An 18,167-nucleotide genomic window follows, 5' to 3' on the forward strand; every position below is an offset into this window, starting at 1 on the left:
CTTACTCGGCAGCCTCGGTTACACCCACGAGGATATCGCGGATTTCGGCCTCTTTGATGTCGTCATGTTCGGCGATGACCACCAGACGCGAGCGGCGGTCTTCACCTGGCTCCCACGGGCGGTCGTACTGATGACGCACACGGGCCCCGACAGCCTGCACCAAAAGGCGCATGGGTTTGCCGGCAACAGCGGCATAGCCTTTTACCCGCAGGATGTTCAGTTCATTCGCAAGACGTTCGATATTGGCGACCAGCTGGGCCGGATCGGTCTGTTCCGGCAGCTCGACAATGATGCTTTCGAAATCATCATGCTCGTGATCGTGGTGGCCGTCGTGATGCGACGGGCGCGCGTCCATGTCATCCTCGGCGGCGGCCTCAAGCCCCAGCACAATACGTACATCCACAGCCCCTTCGGCCACTTCGACCACGGGCAGAGGGCGCGGGGCTTCAGCTGCGATGATTTCCTTGGCCTTGGCGATACCCTCGGGGCCAGCGAGATCAGGCTTGGTCAGCAGAATGATGTCGGCGCAGGAGATCTGGTCCTCGAACACCTCAGACAGCGGTGTTTCGTGATCAATCGAGTCATCGGCCAGGCGCTGGGCATCCACCGCAGCGACATTCGGGGCAAAGCGACCAGCGGCCACAGCCTCGGCATCGGCCAGAGCGATCACGCCATCCACGGTGATTTTCGAGCGGATATCGGGCCAGTCGAACGCTTTCAGCAGCGGCTTGGGCAGGGCCAGACCAGAGGTTTCGATCAGAATGTGATCGGGGCGCGGCTCTAGCGCCATCAGCGCCTCGATGGTCGGGATGAAATCATCTGCCACGGTGCAGCAGATGCATCCATTGGCCAATTCCATGATGTTTTCCGCCGGGCAATCGGGGATCGCGCAGGATTTGAGGATATCGCCATCGACGCCAACATCTCCAAACTCGTTGACCACAATGGCCAGGCGCTTGCCCTGCGGGTTCTGCATCAGATGACGCACCAGCGTGGTCTTTCCCGAGCCCAGAAAGCCGGTGATCACAGTGACGGGCAGTTTTTCGAGATTGCTCATATCTAAGCTCCAATCGGGGGAATGCGGGCCGCACAGTTTTTGCGGAAATGTTCAGGACGTTCGCGCCATTTAACGAGGCCATCTTGGGTCGCGAGATATTTGGTCGCGCCTTCAACAATGGTCTCGACATGATCGGTTTCATCGAGATGCTCATAGACAAAGGTCCAACGTTTGGGTCCGCCACGCAGCACAATCGAGCAGCCCTGATCGCAATTTGAAAGGCATTCTACTGCCTTCAAAGTGACGCCATCAGGAAGTTCTGCCTGCTCCAACGCCTTGTGCAGCAACGCCCCAGGACGATCTGCATCATTCTCGACGGGCAGGCCGCGGCGGCAGGTCGTGCACACCAGCAGTTCAACAGGTGTGGTCTCGGTCATGTCTCTCATCCCCCCAAATCCTCTTCGCGGGGGACGGGGTTTCATGCGGGCCACGTATTGCGACATGGGCCCGACACCGGATCACCCCGTCCGGTTTCAACTTCGGATGTTGGCAGGTCTCCCGGCTTGCGGATGTCAGAGGCTGGCCTCTGGCAGATGTCCCGCCTTCCCGGCCTGTCTGGCCAGTGGCTTTGGGCACCCTCTCCGGTCACGGTCGCGGGGGCGGCTGCGTTTGACGGATGACCGCTGACGCATTCCCTTTTCATCTGCATATGCAGACACCAACGGATGGGACATGCGGCACGGGCAGGGGGCTTGTCAAGCGCGGCAGACGCACGGAAATCATCGAGAATGGAAAAGCGACCTGCCAATGCCTGTCAGCGGCATGTTTGGTCAGCCATATGCAAAATGACCGCAGGCGAATTTGGGCTTTGCACCTCGAAGATATCCAGACGAAAGGATTCGCGGGCCCGTTACTTCAAAGGGCATATCGCGTGGAATCGATAGAGCGGTCAAATTTACCGGCCGAGCCAGTGAGTTCACCGCCTTCTGATCAATCCGGTGTCAAGCTTGACTCAGCAGAGCACTGCCGTGGCGAGACGGCGTGTCGCAGGCTCGAAAAGCCGAATGCGAAGCAACTGTTTGAAAGTATTGGAGGCGAGTACCGGAATCGAACCGGTGTACACGGATTTGCAATCCGCTGCGTCACCACTCCGCCAACTCGCCTTTTCAAGTAATATCAAATACTTGCCGTGGTGTGACAGGCGTTTTAGCAGCTTTAATCCGGGGCGTCCAGTGGGTTCGGTCTAAATTTGACGAACTGAAAATTGGATCACCCAATCGGATCACTCTAAAATCTTCACGACAGACGAAAGTTTCCGCTTGCGGGCCGTTGCTGGTTTGCCCGGGATGTGGCACAAGCCCAGCAACCTTGGGAAATGAATGAGCGATCCAATGACAGATTTCGCAGCCCGCCGCCGCACCATGGTCGATACGCAGGTCCGGCCTTCGGACGTTACCAAGTTCCCGATCATTGATGCCATGCTGTCCGTCAAGCGCGAGAATTTTGTGCCAGACGCGCAACGCGAAGCCGCCTATGTCGAGGGTTTGATAGAACTTGAGGCTGGACGCTGCATTCTGGAACCGAGAACACTGGCCAAGATGCTGGATGTGCTGAACATTACCAATGATGAGGTTGTTCTGGATATTGCTCCGGCGCTGGGATATTCGACGGCTGTTGCAGCCCGTATGGCGCAGTTGGTCGTAGCGGTGGAAGCGGATGAAGCGCTAGCTGCCGAAGCGCAAACGCTGCTGATGGAGGCTGACGCGGATAATGTGGTTGTTCACGTGGGGCCGCTGGATGAGGGCGCTGCCGAGCATGGGCCTTATGACGTGGTCATGATCCAGGGCGGCGTAGAAGAGGTTCCGTCTGCATTGATTGACCAGCTTAAGGATCATGGGCGTATCGCCTGCCTGTTCATGGAAGGTGATCTTGGGACAGTCCGTATAGGCCACAAATCAGGCGATCGCGTTACCTGGCGCCAGGCATTCAACGCCAGTGCACCTGTTCTGAAGGCTTTCTCGGCCGAGAGTGCATTTTCGCTATAGTCGGCGGGCAGATTTATCTGCTGCCTTGATTAGTTCAACACAAAGACGCAAACTGCCCTGAGGGCTGCGTTATTTTGATTTGAGAGGATTTCGCCATGCGTTTTGCAGCAGGAGGCAAGCTGGTCAGGACTCTGGCAGTGACTGCGGGTATTGCTCTGGGCACGTTGCCCGGTAAGGCGGTTTGGGCCGATAACCTGACCGATGCGTTCATCGGAGCTTATAATACCAGCGGTTTGCTGGAACAGAACCGGGCGCTGCTGCGGGCTGCGGACGAGGATGTGGCGATCGCGCTGTCGGCTTTGCGCCCTATTATCAACTGGACCGTCGCGGTTAGCCAAGATTATACGCGCAGCAGAAACAGTGGTGTTACGAACAGTGTTGATCCTTCGAACTTCTTCTCGGGCCTGACGCTGAGCCAGCTTTTATACGATGGCGGAGCCTCGATTCTGGGCAAGCAATCAGCGCAGGAAACGGTGCTGTCGACCCGGCAGGCGCTGATCGATATCGAACAGCAGGTCCTGTTCCGCGCGGCGACCGCTTACCTGAGTGTTCTGCTGCAGGAAGAGACCGTATCGATTCGTCAAAACAACGTTGAACTGTCCGCAGAAGAGCTTCGCGCCTCGCAGGATCGTTTCGAAGTTGGGGAAGTTACCCGCACAGACGTCGCATTGTCTCAGGCTCAGCTTGCAAGCTCGCAGGCCGATCTGGCGAATGCGCGCGGCGATCTGAGCACTGCTCAGGCGGAATATGTGAACGCAGTTGGCAAACTGCCGGGCCGTACTGCTGGTCAGCCCAGCCTGCCAAACTTGCCCCGGTCCCAGAGCGAGGCCGTCAGCCTGGCCCAACGCAATCACCCATCCATTCTGTCCGCCCAGCATCAGGTGCGCGCCCTTGATCTGGTCGTGCAGCAGCAGCGCGCGGGTCTGGGTCCGAATGTCAGCCTGAACGCTGATGCGGGCGTCACCGAGAGCTATGATGACGACGATTATGTGAATGATGCGAGTATCTCGCTGAACTTCAGCCAGCCGATCTATGCGGGTGGTCGACTCGCGGCAAGCGTGCGCCGCGCAATGGCCTCGCGGGATGGGTCACGTGCCAATCTGCTGAATGTGCAAAAGAACATTACGCAGGGCGTGTCTGATGCCTATGTTCGGTTTCAAACTGCAAGCGCAAGCCTGAGGGCCTCTTCGGAACGTGTACGCGCCTCGGAAGTTGCGTTTGATGGTATCCGCGAAGAGGCAACTTTGGGTGCGCGGACCACTCTGGACGTGCTGGCTGCTCAGCAGGATTTGCTGGACGCGCAGCTTGCCGAAATTGCTTCCAGAACCGAGCGATCTCTGGCGGCTTATCAGTTGCTGCAGGCCCAAGGTTTGCTCACGGCCGAGCGTTTGGGTCTGGCGGTTCAGATTTACGATCCGACCCTTTACTATAATCTGGTGAAGAAAGCCCCCGCGCAGGTCAGCAAGCAGAGCAAAGATCTGGATCGGGTCCTGAAAGCACTGCGTCGGGACTAAACACCCAATACTGCCTGTTGTGAGGTCTGCATTGTTTGGCTACACTCGGACCTGAGGTTAGAGCGGTAGAAAACAATGACAGACAATGTCGTGAACTCCGGGATCGAAGACGTACTGTCATCGGTCAAGCGGCTGGTCAGCGAAGAAGGTCGAAAAGTTCCCGATCTGGTGCGTTCCAAGTCAGAGCGAAAGCCAGGGCGGCTTGTTCTGACTGATGCGCTCAGGGTTGGCGAGCAAACAGATGTCGAGACGCAGCCTTTCAAGCTGGATGCTGAGTACAGCGCTGAAAAATCGGTGAAACCGATGCTTTTGCGCGCCTGCGATGTTGTTGCGGGTGATGAAGCGGAGTCGGCTACAGAGCATTCACCTGATCCAGTTGCGGAAGAGGGCATAGCCAAAAGTCTAAGTGCCAAAATTGAGGCGCTGGAAGCCGCGATCGCCAGGACCGAAGATCAGTGGGAGCCCGACGGTGACAGCGTAGATGCCTATTCAGGAACGCCAAATCAACCGTTGGAATGGCAACCCCAAGACGAAGCCCCAGATGCAGAGACTGAGACTGTTGAAAAGGCAGTGTTTGTACGGGACCCAGAGGTATCGGCTGCCGCGGATACAACAGGTTCAGAAGCAGATGCTGCCATGCCCCGGCTTGATGACGATGGCTTGCGCTCTTTGATTGCGCAGGTTGTTCGTGAAGAACTGCAGGGCGTACTGGGTGAACGCATTACGCGGAACGTTCGAAAAATGGTTCGCCGCGAAATCTACCGTGCGTTGGCCGAGCAAAAAGCCGAGTAAAAGTCAGCCTCTAATCGGCGTTTCAGCCAGTTCCAGCAAGCGGTCCAGATCCATATGTCGTTCCAGATGGTCGGCCAGACGATCAAGCGTATCTTCGACACCGTCCTCATAGTGCAGGGTGGAAGAGACTCCCAAAAGCTGTAGGTAGTCGGCCCGAAATTGATCGGATGAGAATATACCGTGTAGGTAGCTTCCGCGTATCCGGCCAGTCCGATCAGCTGCGCCCTCCGGGCGGCCCTCGACCTCCAGCCAAGCGCGGGTGCAATCGTTGCCTTCGGTGCGGCCCATATGGATCTCATATCCGGTTAGCGGTTGGTGCCCCGGCAGGGCGCGTGCAGTCCGCAGGGTCACCTTTTTCTCGCCGACCATAACGGTATCCACATCCAACAGCCCCAATCCATCGACTGTACCTGGCCGCCCGTCCACACCATCGGGATCAGCAATGGTGTTACCTAGCATTTGGTAGCCACCGCATAATCCCAACACGTGACCGCCACGTCGCACATGGGCATAAAGGTCGATATCCCAGCCCTGCGCACGAAAGTAAGCCAAATCGCCAATGGTTGATTTGCTTCCGGGAAGCAGAACCAAATCCGCATCGCCGGGCAGCGCGCGGCCAGCGGGCACGATCTCGACCGTGATGCCAGGCTCTGCCGATAGCGGATCAAGATCATCAAAATTGGCCATCCGTTCCAACTGAGGTACTGCAACCTTACAGGAACCGCCACTGTGGGACCGGATATCCATCATATCTTCGGCTGGCAGCTTCCAGGCATCGTCGAACCAAGGCACAACACCGATACAGGCCCAGCCTGTTCGAGCGGCGATGTCATCGCGACCTTCGTCGAATAGGGATACATCGCCCTTAAAGCGATTGATGGCAAAGCCTCGGATCATTGCCAGATCGCCAGCATCCAGCACGGCCTGAGTCCCGACGATCTGAGCAATTACCCCACCTCGGTGAATATCGCCGACAAGTACGACCGGCACACCCGCGGCGCAGGCGAAGCCCATATTGGCAATATCACCCTGACGCAGGTTGGTCTCGGCCGGGCTTCCGGCCCCTTCAACCAACACTAGATCAGCGTCGGTGCAGAGCCGGTCAAAACTCTGGCGCGCGGCTGTCATCAGCTTGGATTTATCCTTGCGGTAATCGCCAGCCTGCATCGTTCCGGCGCGTTTGCCCTGAATGATGATCTGCGCGCCTGTATCTGTTTCAGGCTTCAAAAGGATCGGGTTCATATCCGTATGTGTGGCGCGTCGTGCCGCCAACGCTTGTAGGGCTTGCGCGCGCCCGATCTCGCCACCATTTTCGGTTACTGCGGCGTTATTCGACATGTTCTGCGGTTTGAACGGGGCAACCCGCAGGCCTCGGCGCGTATAGGCGCGTGCCAATCCGGCCACCAGAACCGATTTTCCAACATTGCTGCCTGTGCCCTGAATCATGATGGCGCGAACCATGCCGTGTCTCCTGTTAGCTAAAGCGCAGATGACCTGATTTGACGGTGAAGGGAAAGCCCCGGATGACGCGGCATTGTCATCATTTTTCAGTCATCGGGTGAGGGCGCAGTTTCGCACCGGAATTCATATTCGGGGTCTATGCAACAAAAAAACACGCCTCCATCAATAGGAGGCGCGTTTTTTCAAACAGACTCGTGTCTGTGATCAGGCGGCTTCGGCCTGTTGGGCGGCGTTGCGGCGCTCGCTTTCTTCGCGCGAAAGAGCGACCGAAGTCCGCACACCGCGACCAACGAAATCCATCAATCCGCTGACAACCCGTTCATTTGGGTCGATACCCGCGCAAGACAGCACTTCGCGCCCATCGCGCGAGCGTGCCCAGCGGGCGATCTGTTCTGGGCCATTGCCATACTTTTTGTCGTCGGCAATAGCATCATCCAGCGCAGCCAAAACGACAGCTGCGAAAAGTTTACGAGCACGGTTGCCTTGCTCATTGTTAAAGGCGGTGCCGTCAACGAAATCTCTCATCTCGTCTTCCTTGTTGTTCTTGCTCTTGCATTTTCGGCGTGACGGTTCTTATGACCTATTAAGTGCGATTCGGATACACCTAATGTGCATAGTTGCGTTGCGTCACGCGCATAGCTTGCTGCGGCTGCAGCACAAGGTGTCGTTGTCTTGTCAGGTGCGGCCACGCCAGATATAGGGTGCGCGACTGACGCATCAACCGTTTGTGAAGGATTTATGTAATGCCCAAGATAAATGGGAACGAAATTCGCCCCGGCAATGTGCTTGAGCATAACGATGGGCTATGGGCCGCTGTCAAAGTTGATCATGTAAAGCCCGGTAAAGGCGGGGCTTTTGCACAGGTCGAGCTGCGCAATCTGCGCAATGGTTCCAAACTGAACGAACGTTTCCGCTCAGCTGACAAGGTCGAGCGTGTTCGCCTGGAACAGAAAGACCAGCAGTTTCTATACGAATCCGACGGCATGTTGGTGTTCATGGATTCCGAGACCTATGAGCAGATCGAACTGTCCGCTGATCTGTTGGGTGATCGCCGCCCGTTTCTGCAGGACGGCATGACTATCGTCGTAGAATTTTACGAAAGTGAGGCACTGAACGCCAAACTGCCACAGAAAGTGACGTGCAAGATCGTCGAGACCGAGCCTGTGGTCAAAGGTCAGACTGCTGCGAACTCGTTCAAACCGGCCGTCCTGGACAATGGTGTAAAAGTCATGGTGCCACCGTTTGTGGGCCAAGATGAAATGATCGTGGTGAATACTGAAACCATGGACTATTCGGAGCGCGCGTAACTGCACTTCTGCTTCAAGACACCGAGAACCGCGACAGCCCGCGCTGCGCGGTTCTTTCTATTTTTAGTCTTTGACGCGTCGGTATTTTTCTGGGTTCGGGCCAAATAGTTCGAGCATCAGTTCGAATTTGATCCGGTTTGCGCTGACCTGGCGATAATAGGCGATCAGAAAGGCCGTGGGGCCTTGAATACGGCTGAGCCCACTGGTGGCGGCAACAACTGTGCCGACATCGGTTCTGCCCTGAAGGACAAGCCAGCCACCCAGCATCAGAACCCCAACCGTCCCGGCGCCGTTGATCACGCTTAGAAGGAATTTGGCCGAGAGCTTCCAGATGAACATCTTTCGGCGAGTTTCGTAGATTTTGTCGAATTCCGCTTCGATCTCGTGCGCGGCCGCGTCAATCTTTTCTGCTGTCAAACTGTCGGTGGCACGGCGCAGGATACGAACGCGTTCGGCGACAAAGACGTTCACTTTGCGTTGCGAAACCAGAACGATGATGATCTGCGGCGCGACCATCGAAAAAGCGATCAAACCCAGCCCCGGCTGTGTAGACGAGATATAGCCAATCACGCTGATCAGAGTGCCGATTTGGACCACGGGGTCGGAAAAGGCACCGCCTGCGAATTTACCCAGCTCTTCTGCTTCGGCAGAAATGGCGGTAGTCATGGTCCCCTTGCGCATGGTCTCGCCGGTTTCATCCAGATCGGCGGACCGGACCAGCAGCCTTTGCCGGATCAGGCGGATCATATCCTCGCCCAGTGTTCCCGCCCGATAGCCGAGCAGCCATTTCAGCCCCAGGCTCAGCAAGATAACCACCATCATGCCCGCACCAAGCAGGATCATCCGGTCCACAGATACATCGTCCGAGGTCAGGTGGTTGATGATATCGCGCTGAAACTCCAGCGGGACCGCTGCCAGAGCGGCAACCGCAATAGACAGGATGATAAGGATGATCTGCCGGGCGGAACTGGCACGCCAAATTGCTTTATACAGACGAAACATCAACTCACCCGGATCACTGAACCAAACCTAGTTTGGCAGCCTGTGCTGGGCGGATCAAATGGTTCCGGGGCTGGCGGGGCCATGGCCAGGCTGTATTCGAGAAATTTCATTCCGTCAGGCGCACGGTCGCGTCGCCCGCCTGCATATCGCTCTTGGCCCTGTCGAGCCTGAGATATGCGATCCCCTGGCCATCCCCTTGGGTAAACAGGCGCCCCACGGATTTCCCGTCAGCAGTTATTTCGGTTCCGACAGGCGTGGTGCCTGCGACAAGTACCGTGCGCAGCCCTTTACGCAGCTCGGTCTTGTGTTTCATGCGCGCGGTCACTTCCTGACCGACATAACACCCTTTTTTGAAATCAACGCCGTTCAGCAACTCGAACCCTGATTCCAGAATATAACTGTCTTCGGTCAGTTCGATTCCGGTTTCGGGAATGCAATGGAGCACGCGGATCGCGTTCCAATCGGTTCCGTCCTCGCTTTCGGCATCTTCGGTATATGCGCGCCAGCCCATATCTGAATGGCGCGGATCGGGCAGGGCCCCATCGGGTGCCAGGCCAGTGCCGCGTTGCAGATTCAGGCCGCTGGCTTTGATCGTCAGGTCGGCGCGCAGCTTGTACATGCTCAGACGTTTGATCAACCCGTCGGCAATAACCTCGGCGACGTCCAGCAAGATATCGTCGCCCTCGCGTTTCAGAAAGAAATCGGCCAGATACTTGCCTTGTGGGGTCAGCAGCGCCGTATAGACCAGACCCCGATCAAGCCCGGCAATGTCATTGGTCACCAGCCCCTGCAAGAAGCTGTCAACGTCGGCACCGGTTAGGCGCAGAATGCGGCGATTGGGCATGGCAGAGTCCTCGTCTTTTCCATGGTGCTCGTGATATATGAGAAGTCGCTCATAAGACCAGAGGATATCCGACGTGCCGGCACCGATCAGTATTGTAATTCCAACCCTGAACGCGGCCGAAACCTTGCCTGCTACACTTGGAGCGCTGATGGAGGGGCTGCGCGCAGGGTTGATCCACGAATTGATTGTGTCGGACGCAGGCTCTACCGACAAAACCCATGAAATCGCCGAGAATGCCGGGGCCAGGATCGTGACAGGAGAAGCCTCGCGCGGGGGGCAGCTGCGCCGTGGCTGTGCAGCCGCCAAAGCCGATTGGCTGTTGGTACTTCATGCGGATACGGTTTTGCAGGACGGGTGGAGCAATGTTGTGCGGGATCATCTGCCCTCGGGGCGACCTGGGGCGTTCAGACTGGCCTTTGTGGCCGCGGGGTTTGCGCCATCCTGGGTTGCCGGATGGGCCAATCTTCGTAGCCGGATCTTTGGGTTGCCCTATGGTGACCAGGGCTTGCTAGTCCGGCGTTCTGAATATCAAGATGCAGGCGGTTTCCCAGACCAGCCCTTGATGGAGGACGTGGCGCTTGCCAAAAAGTTGCACCGCATCACGCTGTTGTCCGCCCGCGCCTTTACGAGCGCGGACCGGTATGAACGGGCGGGGTGGTTGCGTCGTGGTGGTCGGAATCTGTGGACTCTGACCCGCTATCTTCTGGGCGCTGATCCCGAGCGGTTGGCGCGGGCGTACCGGCAGTAAGCGTCGGTCTGAGTTCGACAATGGATTTGCCCAGCCGGAACGGGGCGGCAAAGCTGACAAGGCACAGCGCAATGATCTGAAGCACCAGAATATGCCCGTTTTCCCGCAAATATTCCCATTCATCCTTAAGCTTGCCAACCTGAGTGACAAGATCATCGTAACTTTGAGCCAAGATCAAATAGTCGCCTGCGATTGCGGGAACTTTCCTGCGCAGATTGTCGATAGCTTCCTGTGTCGGGTCATCCAGCGTTGTGAACACCAGAAACTGGTCGACGTCGAATGAGTGCACCTTCGATGTCATCGCGCGCATGTCATCACGCTCTTCCTGGGCCTGCCGTCCAAACAGGAATTGTAGCCCCCTCAGAGGGGCGACTTCGTTTGTTACGGCAATAAACAAGGGCAGGTCAGCGTTGCTTGCGGTTGAGGCTGAAAGGAACTCAACTTTTTCGCACAGCGCTCCGATATCCTTGTCATAGGCTGGGTCGCAGAACCGCAATCGAAACCGCGCGGCGTCGCGGTCAAAGGCAAGTGTTGCGGCATAGGCAACGTCAATCTGCCGGTCCAGACGGGAACTGTCCGCTGTATAAAGCCCGGCCATCACCGCAACCAATGCGCCGACCCCGCCCAGAACCACCCAGACCAGATCAGCCAGTTTCCATGCGCGATGCCCGGCTGGTTTGCGAAACAGGAACGCTGTGCCAACTGTGCCGATCAGAAAAAACAGAATCAGCAGCGGCAGCTGGTTTTCGGTAATAAATGTCATGGAAACAAAGTGACCAACCGCCGGTCAAGTGGCAACACTCCTCACGGGCAGTTGTAGTTTTGGAACAATCCGAAGCTAAGAGCCCGAACTTTGACCGAATTTCCGAAACAGCTTGGTGCGATCAAAGGCCTGTTCCAGTTCGACCGTGCGATCTTTGACCGAATCCCAAAGCCGTTCCTGAACTTCGGCTATGGCGCATTCCATCAGGGTCAGTATCGCAGCCATCGAATCCCAGGCAGAAGGCACCGAGATGCGCGCCGCGAATGTGTGTTTGGCCAGCCGGTGGATTGGCGAGCGCCACTGATCGGTCAACAGCACGATTTCGGCCCCGCGCTCGTGGCAGAGCTGACCAATCAGCAGGCTCGCATTCTCATAGCGCCGGACATCCAGCGCGATCAGCACATCCCCTTGACGCACGTCCAACAGATCATGGGTCCAGGATGCGGCGACCGGCAACAGGCGGACATCCGGTCGGATCATTTGCAGGTGCAGATACAGGTATTGCGCCAGTGTTCCGGTAATGCGGCCACCGGTGATGAAAATACGCCGGTTCTGATCGCTCAGCAGGCTGCAGAAGCTATCGAATTCGTCGGGGTCGATCTCGTCGATTGTGCGCTTCTGGTTGGCCAGAGAACGCTGGGAATAGCGGTTGAGGATATGTTCTTCGGGCAGGTCATTCTGCCAGACATCACGTTTGGCTACTGGCCCCGAGATCATTTCTTTGACCTCACCACGCAGCGCGGCCTGAAATTGAGGATATCCGTCAAAACCGGTCTTTTGCAGCATCCGTGCAACCGTAGTGGTCGAGACTGAGGCGGTACTGGCCAATTCGGTAATACTACCCAGCCCGGCCATCGGGTAATCATCCAGCAGAACGCTGACCAGTTGCCGTTCAGACGGGGTCATCTTGTCCCGATGGGCCAGAAGCCTGTCTGTCACCCGCACTGGTGTGTCCTCCTATTATGCGACCAGACCATAATGTGAATAATTTTTCAGCAAGATCAAGCTTGGAAAAATTTATACAGAAAAAATATTGACAGGATGATGCGGTCTGTGGAAATTTTTCCACAATGTCTCATTTTGGAATCGCAGGACGGTAGATTGGACTTCGGCAAAGTTGTTCATACGGATTTGGCGGGCAATGCGCCTGTGGTCGTGCTGGTGTGCGAACATGCGTCTAATCGTATCCCGGCTTTTCTGGGTGATATGGGGTTAAGCGCTGAAGCACGCGAAAGTCATATTGCCTGGGATCCAGGCGCACTGGCCGTGGCGCAGGCTATGGCCAAACGCATGTCAGCACCTTTGGTCCATGGCGGGGTGTCTCGGCTGGTCTATGACTGCAATCGCCCGCCCGAGGCGGCGGGTGCAATGCCGATCCGCAGCGAGGATTACGAAATCCCGGCGAACATCAACATGTCGCCCGAGCAGCGAGTGGCCAGAATCGAAAACGTGTATCAGCCGTTTTGCGCCGCTCTGTCGGATTTGATCGATCAGCACAGCGCTTCACTTAGGTTGATGGTGACAATCCACAGTTTCACGCCGATCTATCTGGGGCAGAAACGGCAGGTCGAACTGGGTATTCTGCACGGTGTGGACAACCAGTTTGCCACAGCGATGATGGCTGACGGAGCTATCGGCAGCCCCTTTATCATCAGGCTGAATGAGCCTTATTCTGCGGCGGATGGAGTAGCTCATACACTGGATACCCAGGCGCTGCCTCACTGCTTGCTGAACGTGATGATCGAGATCCGCAATGACTTGATCCGCACGCCTAAGCAGCAGGCAGAGATGGCCGATTGCCTGGTGCCCTGGATAGCGCGTGTTCTGTCGGATTTTCAGGAAGGGGCGTCAGCGTGATCAAAGCAATGAGCGCATATGTCCGTATCGTGGATGCGATCAACTATCGGATCGGGCGGGTCATGATGTGGGGCCTGTTTGTCATGATGGGCATCCTGCTGTGGTCTTCGATATCAAAGACCTTCTTCCTACCGTCGCTCTGGACACTTGAAATGGCACAGTTTGCGATGGTGACCTATTACATCATGGGTGGGCCATATTCGATCCAGCTGGGTTCGAATGTGCGCATGGACCTGTTTTACCACAACTGGAGCCCCCAACGAAAAGCGTGGTTCGATGCGTTCACCGTGCTTTTGCTGATCCTCTATCTGGGTGTGCTGTTCTACGGTGGGCTTGGATCGACGGCGTACAGCCTTGGTTATTGGGGCGACGAACCCGTTTCCTACTTCACCGGACTGCTGACCGGCAGTGAAGAGATCGGTCGGCTTGAACGTTCCTCGACCGCGTGGCGGCCGTATATCTGGCCGGTCAAATCCATCATGGTTTTCGGCTTCTTCCTGATGTTGCTGCAGGCAGTCTCGGAATTTTTCAAAGACATTGCGCGGATCAACGGGCAGGAAATCGGGGTACAGCGGGCATGAGCCAGGAATATATCGCCATCTTCATGTTCGCGTTGATGATGCTGATGCTGTTCACAGGTCAGCGCGTTTTTGGTGCGATCGGTGCGGTTGCGACGATCGCGGCGCTTTCATTGTGGGGAACCGGAGGGCAGGACATCACATTTTCAGCCGCGATGAAGCTGATGAAGTGGTATCCGCTGCTGACCCTGCCAATGTTCATTTTCATGGGCTATGTGCTCAGCGAAAGCAGGCTGGCGGATGACCTGTATCGCATGTTCCATGTCTGGATGGGGCCGGTGAATGGCGGGCTTGCCATCGGGACGATTGGTTTGATGGTCTTGGTTTCTGCCATGAATGGCCTCAGCGTGGCCGGGATGGCCATTGGAGCCACGATTGCTTTGCCTGAACTGTTGAGACGCGGGTACGACAAAACCATGGTGACCGGTGTCATTCAGGCCGGGTCCAGTCTGGGTATCCTTGTACCGCCTTCGGTGGTTCTGGTGCTGTATGCGATGATCGCCCGTCAACCTGTGGGACAGTTATGGCTGGCGGGGATCGTGCCCGGCCTGATGATGGCTGGTATGTTCATCCTTTACATCTGGATCCGCTGTCGCATTCAGCCCGAGCTTGGTCCAGCGATGAAAGACGCGCACGAGGTTCCGCGGGCCGAGAAAATCCGGTTGCTGGGCGCGGGTGCGTTGCCGCTGATTATCTTCGCTGCGATGATGGTGCCCTTTGTGAACGGGTGGACGTCACTGGTTGAAAGTTCGGCCATCGGAGCGCTGGCGGCATTGGTGGTTTCGGTGGCCAAACGTCGAATGACCTGGGCGATTTTTGAAACCTGTACCAAGCATACGCTGGCGATATCGTGCATGTTCATGTGGATCATCCTTGCAGCACTTGGTTTTGGCGCGGTTTTCGACGGGCTTGGTGCGGTGAAGGCAATCGACAACTTGTTTACCGACCAGTTGGGCCTGTCACCCTGGATGATCCTGATCCTGATGCAGCTCAGCTTTATTGTCATGGGCACGTTTCTGGACGACACCGCGATGCTGGTGATTGTGGCACCGCTTTATGTACCGCTGGTTGGTGCGCTGGGCTTTGACTTGATTTGGTACGGGGTTCTGTACACGATCACCACACAGATCGCCTATATGACACCGCCTTTCGGCTATAACCTATTTCTGATGCGCGCGATGGCCCCACCAGAAATCACGCTGAGGGATATCTATGGCTCGATCTTTCCGTTCGTCGCCGTGATGGTTCTGGCGCTTACGATTATCATGATCTTCCCGGAACTGGCTCTTTGGCTGCCCGGCTATGTCTATGGAAATTAACAAGAATGCCTTTCGAAGAGGCACGAAGCACTTCAACAGAGAGGAAATTGACATGACGACAAGACGTAAGTTTCTGAAAACCGCCGGGGTAGGGGTCGCAGCCGCACCTCTGGCCGCACCGGCGCTGGCTCAAAGCACGATCACGTGGCGCATGCAGACCTATGCCGGTCCTGCGCTGGCTGCGCATGTGATCGACCCGGCAATCGAGATGTTCAACAAGATTGCCGGTGACCGGATGCAAATCGAGCTGTTCTATGCTGACCAGCTTGTTCCGACAGGCGAACTGTTCCGTGCCATGCAGAAAGGTACCATTGATGCGGTACAGTCCGATGATGACTCGATGGCGTCGCCTACCGATGTCACAGTGTTCGGCGGCTATTTCCCGTTTGCCTCGCGCTATTCCCTGGATGTACCGGTTCTGTTCAATCAGTACGGTCTGAACGAAATCTGGGACGAAGAATACTCGAAAGTCGGGGTCAAGCACATCTCGGCTGGCGCATGGGACCCGTGCCATTTCGCCACCAAGGATCCAATCAACAGCCTGGCGGACCTGCAAGGCAAGCGTGTCTTCACTTTCCCTACAGCGGGTCGCTTCCTCAGCCAGTTCGGTGTGGTACCAGTTACACTGCCATGGGAAGATATCGAGGTCGCCGTACAGACCGGCGAGTTGGACGGCATCGCATGGTCGGGCATCACCGAGGATTACACTGTCGGCTGGGCGGATGTGACCAACTACTTCCTGACCAACAACATCTCAGGCGCCTGGGCCGGGTCTTTCTTTGCCAACATGGATCGCTGGAACGAGTTGCCGGAAGATCTGCAAACCCTGTTCCGTGTTTGCTGTGATCAGTCGCATTACTACCGCCAGTGGTGGTACTGGGGCGGCGAGGCCAGCTTGCGGGTCAATGGAGACAAAATGCAGCTGACCACGATCCCGGATGAGGAATGGGCACAGGTCGAAGGCGCGGCAATCGCATTCTGGGATGAGATTGCGGCAGAATCTGAGATCAAGGCGAGGGTTGTTGAGATATTCAAACAATACAACGCCGACATGCTCAAGGCCGGACGGCCTTATCGTTACGGATAATAAGCAACTTCCCGACGCGGGTAACTCCTCTCGCGTCGGGTTTGGACATCACCTGGCGACACCTCTTATGTTCATATCAATCCCAATAACAGAGATGCGAAACCGGATGCACAGTGCTGCTCACCGGTCGGACGGGGTATGAACACATGGCCATCGCTGGTTTTCTGATCGAGATTTTTGCCGCAACCATGTTGCTGCTTTTCGCCGTTCGCCTGGTTCGTACGGGGATTGAGCGGCGATTTGGCGCGCTATTTCAATCGCTTTTGACCCGACATTCAAACAGTTTTGTCGCCGGTGGCGCGGGTATGGTTCTGGCCACGATCCTGCAAAGTTCAGCCGCCGTGGCGGTTTTGCTGACAGGGTTTGCGGCGGCCGGAATGGTCAGTTTTGGCATCGCCCTGGCGGGTGTTTTGGGGGCCGATCTGGGATCGGCTCTGGTCATTCAGATACTGTCTTATGATTTGGGATGGTTGCAGCCGGTGTTGCTGGCGCTGGGCGGGTGGCTCTACCTCAAATCCGATCGGGCAAATGTTCGCCTGATGGGGCGGATTGTTCTGGGTGTGGCCTTCATTTTGGTATCACTGCAATTTTTGCGCGATGCAGTTGATCCGATCCGTGAAAGTGCCTTTTTGCCGGCTATCGCGGGCTATCTTGAAAGCGACTATTTCAGTGCCTTCATCGTTGGGGCTGTGCTTGCCTTTGTCATGCACAGCTCGGTTGCGACAATCCTGATGTGCGTGACGCTGGTACAGATCGGGGCAATCCCATTCGCGGCGGGTTTGTCGTTGGTATTGGGGGCCAATTTGGGCTCGGCCTTTATTCCGATCTGGTTGACGCGCGACCAGATCGTTTCGGCCCGCCGGATACCGATTGCCAACCTGTTGCTGCGCGGCAGTGCAGCGCTTGTGATGCTGTTTGCTGTCAACGTCACCGGGACCCATGCCGCATTGATGATCAGCGGACCGGGGCAATCGTTGATCTTTGCCCATATCGGTTTCAACCTCGTGGTGTTTCTGCTGGCAACCGGATTCGTCACCCGGATGGAAGCGCCGATGGCATTGCTCATGCCTGAGACCGACCCTGAATCTGGTGTGGCAGATCAATTCTCGGGTGCTCTTAATCCGCTAGGCGACCCCAGTGCCACAGGCCCTGATGTTGCGATGTCCTCGGTGCGCCACGAATTGTTGCAGATGGTCACTCAGGTCGAACGCATGTTCCGCCCGGTGCTGGATATCTATGAGCGTGACGACATTGATACCATTGCTGCCCTGTCGCAGCAGGATGAAATGGTAAACGCCCAGTTGACGGAAATCCGACGCTTTGTCGCGCGGTTGCCGCGGCAGAATATGAGCAAGTCTCAGATCAAAGCCGCCCGTGGTCTGGTGGAATACGCTATTCGGCTCGAGGCCGCTGGAGATGTCGTGTCGAACAGAATGACGCGTTCAGCAAAGATTAAACACATGGAAAGGGCCGAGTTTTCCGCCCAGGGGTGGAAAGAACTCAAGGATTTACACGCCACCATTCAGGAAAGTTTTTCGCTGGCGCGACACGTTTTGTTGGTGGACGACGTCGACTGTGCCCGCCGCCTTGTTCTGGACAAGGCCGAGATCAAAAGGATGTCCCGCGACAGCCGCAAGGCGCATCTAAAGCGGCTGGAGCGTGGTCAAACGGAAAGTTTCCAGTCCAGCGATCTGCATCTGGAGGCACTGCGCGCTATGCGCGATCTGCACGGCCATATCGCGGCCATCGCCTATCCGATCCTCTACAAAAGCGGACAGGTTCTGGAAACGCGGCTGGTTATGGAAATGGAGAAAGAAGCGGCCGAAGACTAAGGGCCGTCGATGGGAACAGGG

17 protein-coding genes, 1 tRNA gene, 1 pseudogene and 1 riboswitch are annotated in these 18,167 nt (G+C 56.5%); of the genes and pseudogenes, 10 read left to right on the top strand and 9 right to left on the bottom strand.

Annotated features, from left to right (window positions below; translation table 11 throughout):
- Nucleotide 1: 1 nt before the first annotated feature.
- The 3 genes from cobW to AC2FJ5_RS02705 all read right to left on the bottom strand — a co-directional run bounded on the left by cobW (nucleotide 2) and on the right by AC2FJ5_RS02705 (nucleotide 2,160).
- Complete coding sequence (gene cobW / locus AC2FJ5_RS02695; RefSeq protein ID WP_496792391.1) at nucleotides 2-1,057, bottom strand: cobalamin biosynthesis protein CobW; 1,056 nt, start codon at nucleotides 1,055-1,057, stop codon at nucleotides 2-4.
- A gap of 2 nt (nucleotides 1,058-1,059) precedes the next feature.
- Complete coding sequence (locus tag AC2FJ5_RS02700) at nucleotides 1,060-1,434, bottom strand: DUF1636 family protein (RefSeq protein ID WP_142632902.1); 375 nt, start codon at nucleotides 1,432-1,434, stop codon at nucleotides 1,060-1,062.
- 94 nt (nucleotides 1,435-1,528) lie between these two features.
- A riboswitch (cobalamin riboswitch) is annotated at nucleotides 1,529-1,735 on the bottom strand.
- A gap of 351 nt (nucleotides 1,736-2,086) precedes the next feature.
- Nucleotides 2,087-2,160 (bottom strand) — tRNA-Cys (locus tag AC2FJ5_RS02705).
- A 228-nt stretch (nucleotides 2,161-2,388) separates the two neighbouring features.
- On the opposite strand from AC2FJ5_RS02705, the gene AC2FJ5_RS02710 reads away from it, so the two are divergent.
- The 3 genes from AC2FJ5_RS02710 (at nucleotide 2,389) to AC2FJ5_RS02720 (ending at nucleotide 5,348) form a co-directional block, all read left to right on the top strand.
- Nucleotides 2,389-3,042, top strand: coding sequence for a protein-L-isoaspartate O-methyltransferase family protein (locus AC2FJ5_RS02710; RefSeq protein WP_142635071.1), 654 nt, complete (start codon nucleotides 2,389-2,391; stop codon nucleotides 3,040-3,042).
- 95 nt (nucleotides 3,043-3,137) lie between these two features.
- On the top strand, nucleotides 3,138-4,556 hold the full coding sequence (locus AC2FJ5_RS02715) for a TolC family outer membrane protein (RefSeq protein WP_496692410.1): 1,419 nt from the start codon (nucleotides 3,138-3,140) through the stop codon (nucleotides 4,554-4,556).
- Between the two features lie 75 nt (nucleotides 4,557-4,631).
- Nucleotides 4,632-5,348, top strand: a complete 717-nt coding sequence (locus AC2FJ5_RS02720) for a hypothetical protein (RefSeq protein WP_496792393.1) — start codon at nucleotides 4,632-4,634, stop codon at nucleotides 5,346-5,348.
- Between the two features lie 3 nt (nucleotides 5,349-5,351).
- Here AC2FJ5_RS02720 and AC2FJ5_RS02725 read toward each other — a convergent pair whose 3' ends face one another.
- Complete coding sequence (locus AC2FJ5_RS02725) at nucleotides 5,352-6,809, bottom strand: cobyric acid synthase (protein WP_496792394.1); 1,458 nt, start codon at nucleotides 6,807-6,809, stop codon at nucleotides 5,352-5,354.
- A 204-nt stretch (nucleotides 6,810-7,013) separates the two neighbouring features.
- The gene (locus tag AC2FJ5_RS02730; RefSeq protein WP_108785849.1) at nucleotides 7,014-7,334 is read right to left on the bottom strand and encodes a DUF6280 family protein; all 321 of its coding nucleotides are present in this window, start codon (nucleotides 7,332-7,334) and stop codon (nucleotides 7,014-7,016) included.
- A 218-nt stretch (nucleotides 7,335-7,552) separates the two neighbouring features.
- Here AC2FJ5_RS02730 and efp point away from each other — a divergent pair, with 218 nt between their 5' ends.
- The gene (gene efp / locus AC2FJ5_RS02735; RefSeq protein WP_142632922.1) at nucleotides 7,553-8,116 is read left to right on the top strand and encodes an elongation factor P; all 564 of its coding nucleotides are present in this window, start codon (nucleotides 7,553-7,555) and stop codon (nucleotides 8,114-8,116) included.
- Between the two features lie 63 nt (nucleotides 8,117-8,179).
- Here the strand turns inward: efp and AC2FJ5_RS02740 are convergent, their stop codons facing one another.
- Both AC2FJ5_RS02740 and ygfZ read right to left on the bottom strand, forming a co-directional pair.
- Nucleotides 8,180-9,118 carry an ABC transporter transmembrane domain-containing protein gene (locus tag AC2FJ5_RS02740; protein ID WP_271947939.1) on the bottom strand — a complete coding sequence of 313 codons (939 nt, stop codon included), beginning with the start codon at nucleotides 9,116-9,118 and terminating at the stop codon, nucleotides 8,180-8,182.
- A gap of 106 nt (nucleotides 9,119-9,224) precedes the next feature.
- The gene (gene ygfZ / locus AC2FJ5_RS02745; RefSeq protein WP_496792395.1) at nucleotides 9,225-9,962 is read right to left on the bottom strand and encodes a CAF17-like 4Fe-4S cluster assembly/insertion protein YgfZ; all 738 of its coding nucleotides are present in this window, start codon (nucleotides 9,960-9,962) and stop codon (nucleotides 9,225-9,227) included.
- Nucleotides 9,963-10,035: 73 nt separating this feature from the next.
- Between ygfZ and AC2FJ5_RS02750 the strand changes: the two genes are divergently transcribed.
- Entirely contained in the window at nucleotides 10,036-10,710 is a 675-nt protein-coding gene (locus AC2FJ5_RS02750; protein ID WP_281994395.1) for a TIGR04283 family arsenosugar biosynthesis glycosyltransferase, read from the top strand.
- Nucleotides 10,711-10,717: 7 nt separating this feature from the next.
- Here AC2FJ5_RS02750 and AC2FJ5_RS02755 read toward each other — a convergent pair.
- Both AC2FJ5_RS02755 and AC2FJ5_RS02760 read right to left on the bottom strand, forming a co-directional pair.
- Nucleotides 10,718-11,473, bottom strand: a pseudogene (locus AC2FJ5_RS02755) (hypothetical protein); the annotation flags it as partial.
- A gap of 75 nt (nucleotides 11,474-11,548) precedes the next feature.
- Nucleotides 11,549-12,412: a MurR/RpiR family transcriptional regulator gene (locus AC2FJ5_RS02760; protein WP_246097116.1), complete on the bottom strand. Its 864-nt coding sequence runs from the start codon at nucleotides 12,410-12,412 to the stop codon at nucleotides 11,549-11,551.
- Nucleotides 12,413-12,574: 162 nt separating this feature from the next.
- Between AC2FJ5_RS02760 and AC2FJ5_RS02765 the strand changes: the two genes are divergently transcribed.
- The 5 genes from AC2FJ5_RS02765 (at nucleotide 12,575) to AC2FJ5_RS02785 (ending at nucleotide 18,146) form a co-directional block, all read left to right on the top strand.
- The gene (locus tag AC2FJ5_RS02765; RefSeq protein ID WP_496792397.1) at nucleotides 12,575-13,330 is read left to right on the top strand and encodes an N-formylglutamate amidohydrolase; all 756 of its coding nucleotides are present in this window, start codon (nucleotides 12,575-12,577) and stop codon (nucleotides 13,328-13,330) included.
- A gap of 8 nt (nucleotides 13,331-13,338) precedes the next feature.
- A complete protein-coding gene (locus tag AC2FJ5_RS02770; protein ID WP_185956598.1) occupies nucleotides 13,339-13,911 on the top strand; it encodes a TRAP transporter small permease subunit in 573 nt (190 codons plus the stop codon).
- Nucleotides 13,908-15,227, top strand: a complete 1,320-nt coding sequence (locus tag AC2FJ5_RS02775) for a TRAP transporter large permease (RefSeq protein WP_281971849.1) — start codon at nucleotides 13,908-13,910, stop codon at nucleotides 15,225-15,227. The genes AC2FJ5_RS02770 and AC2FJ5_RS02775 overlap by 4 nt, the downstream gene beginning before the upstream one ends.
- 52 nt (nucleotides 15,228-15,279) lie before the next feature.
- On the top strand, nucleotides 15,280-16,314 hold the full coding sequence (locus AC2FJ5_RS02780; protein WP_142632938.1) for a TRAP transporter substrate-binding protein: 1,035 nt from the start codon (nucleotides 15,280-15,282) through the stop codon (nucleotides 16,312-16,314).
- Between the two features lie 146 nt (nucleotides 16,315-16,460).
- Nucleotides 16,461-18,146, top strand: coding sequence for a Na/Pi cotransporter family protein (locus AC2FJ5_RS02785; protein WP_142632940.1), 1,686 nt, complete (start codon nucleotides 16,461-16,463; stop codon nucleotides 18,144-18,146).
- Nucleotides 18,147-18,167: the final 21 nt, after the last annotated feature.

It is taken from the genome of Ruegeria sp. CDSA221 (assembly GCF_059611825.1).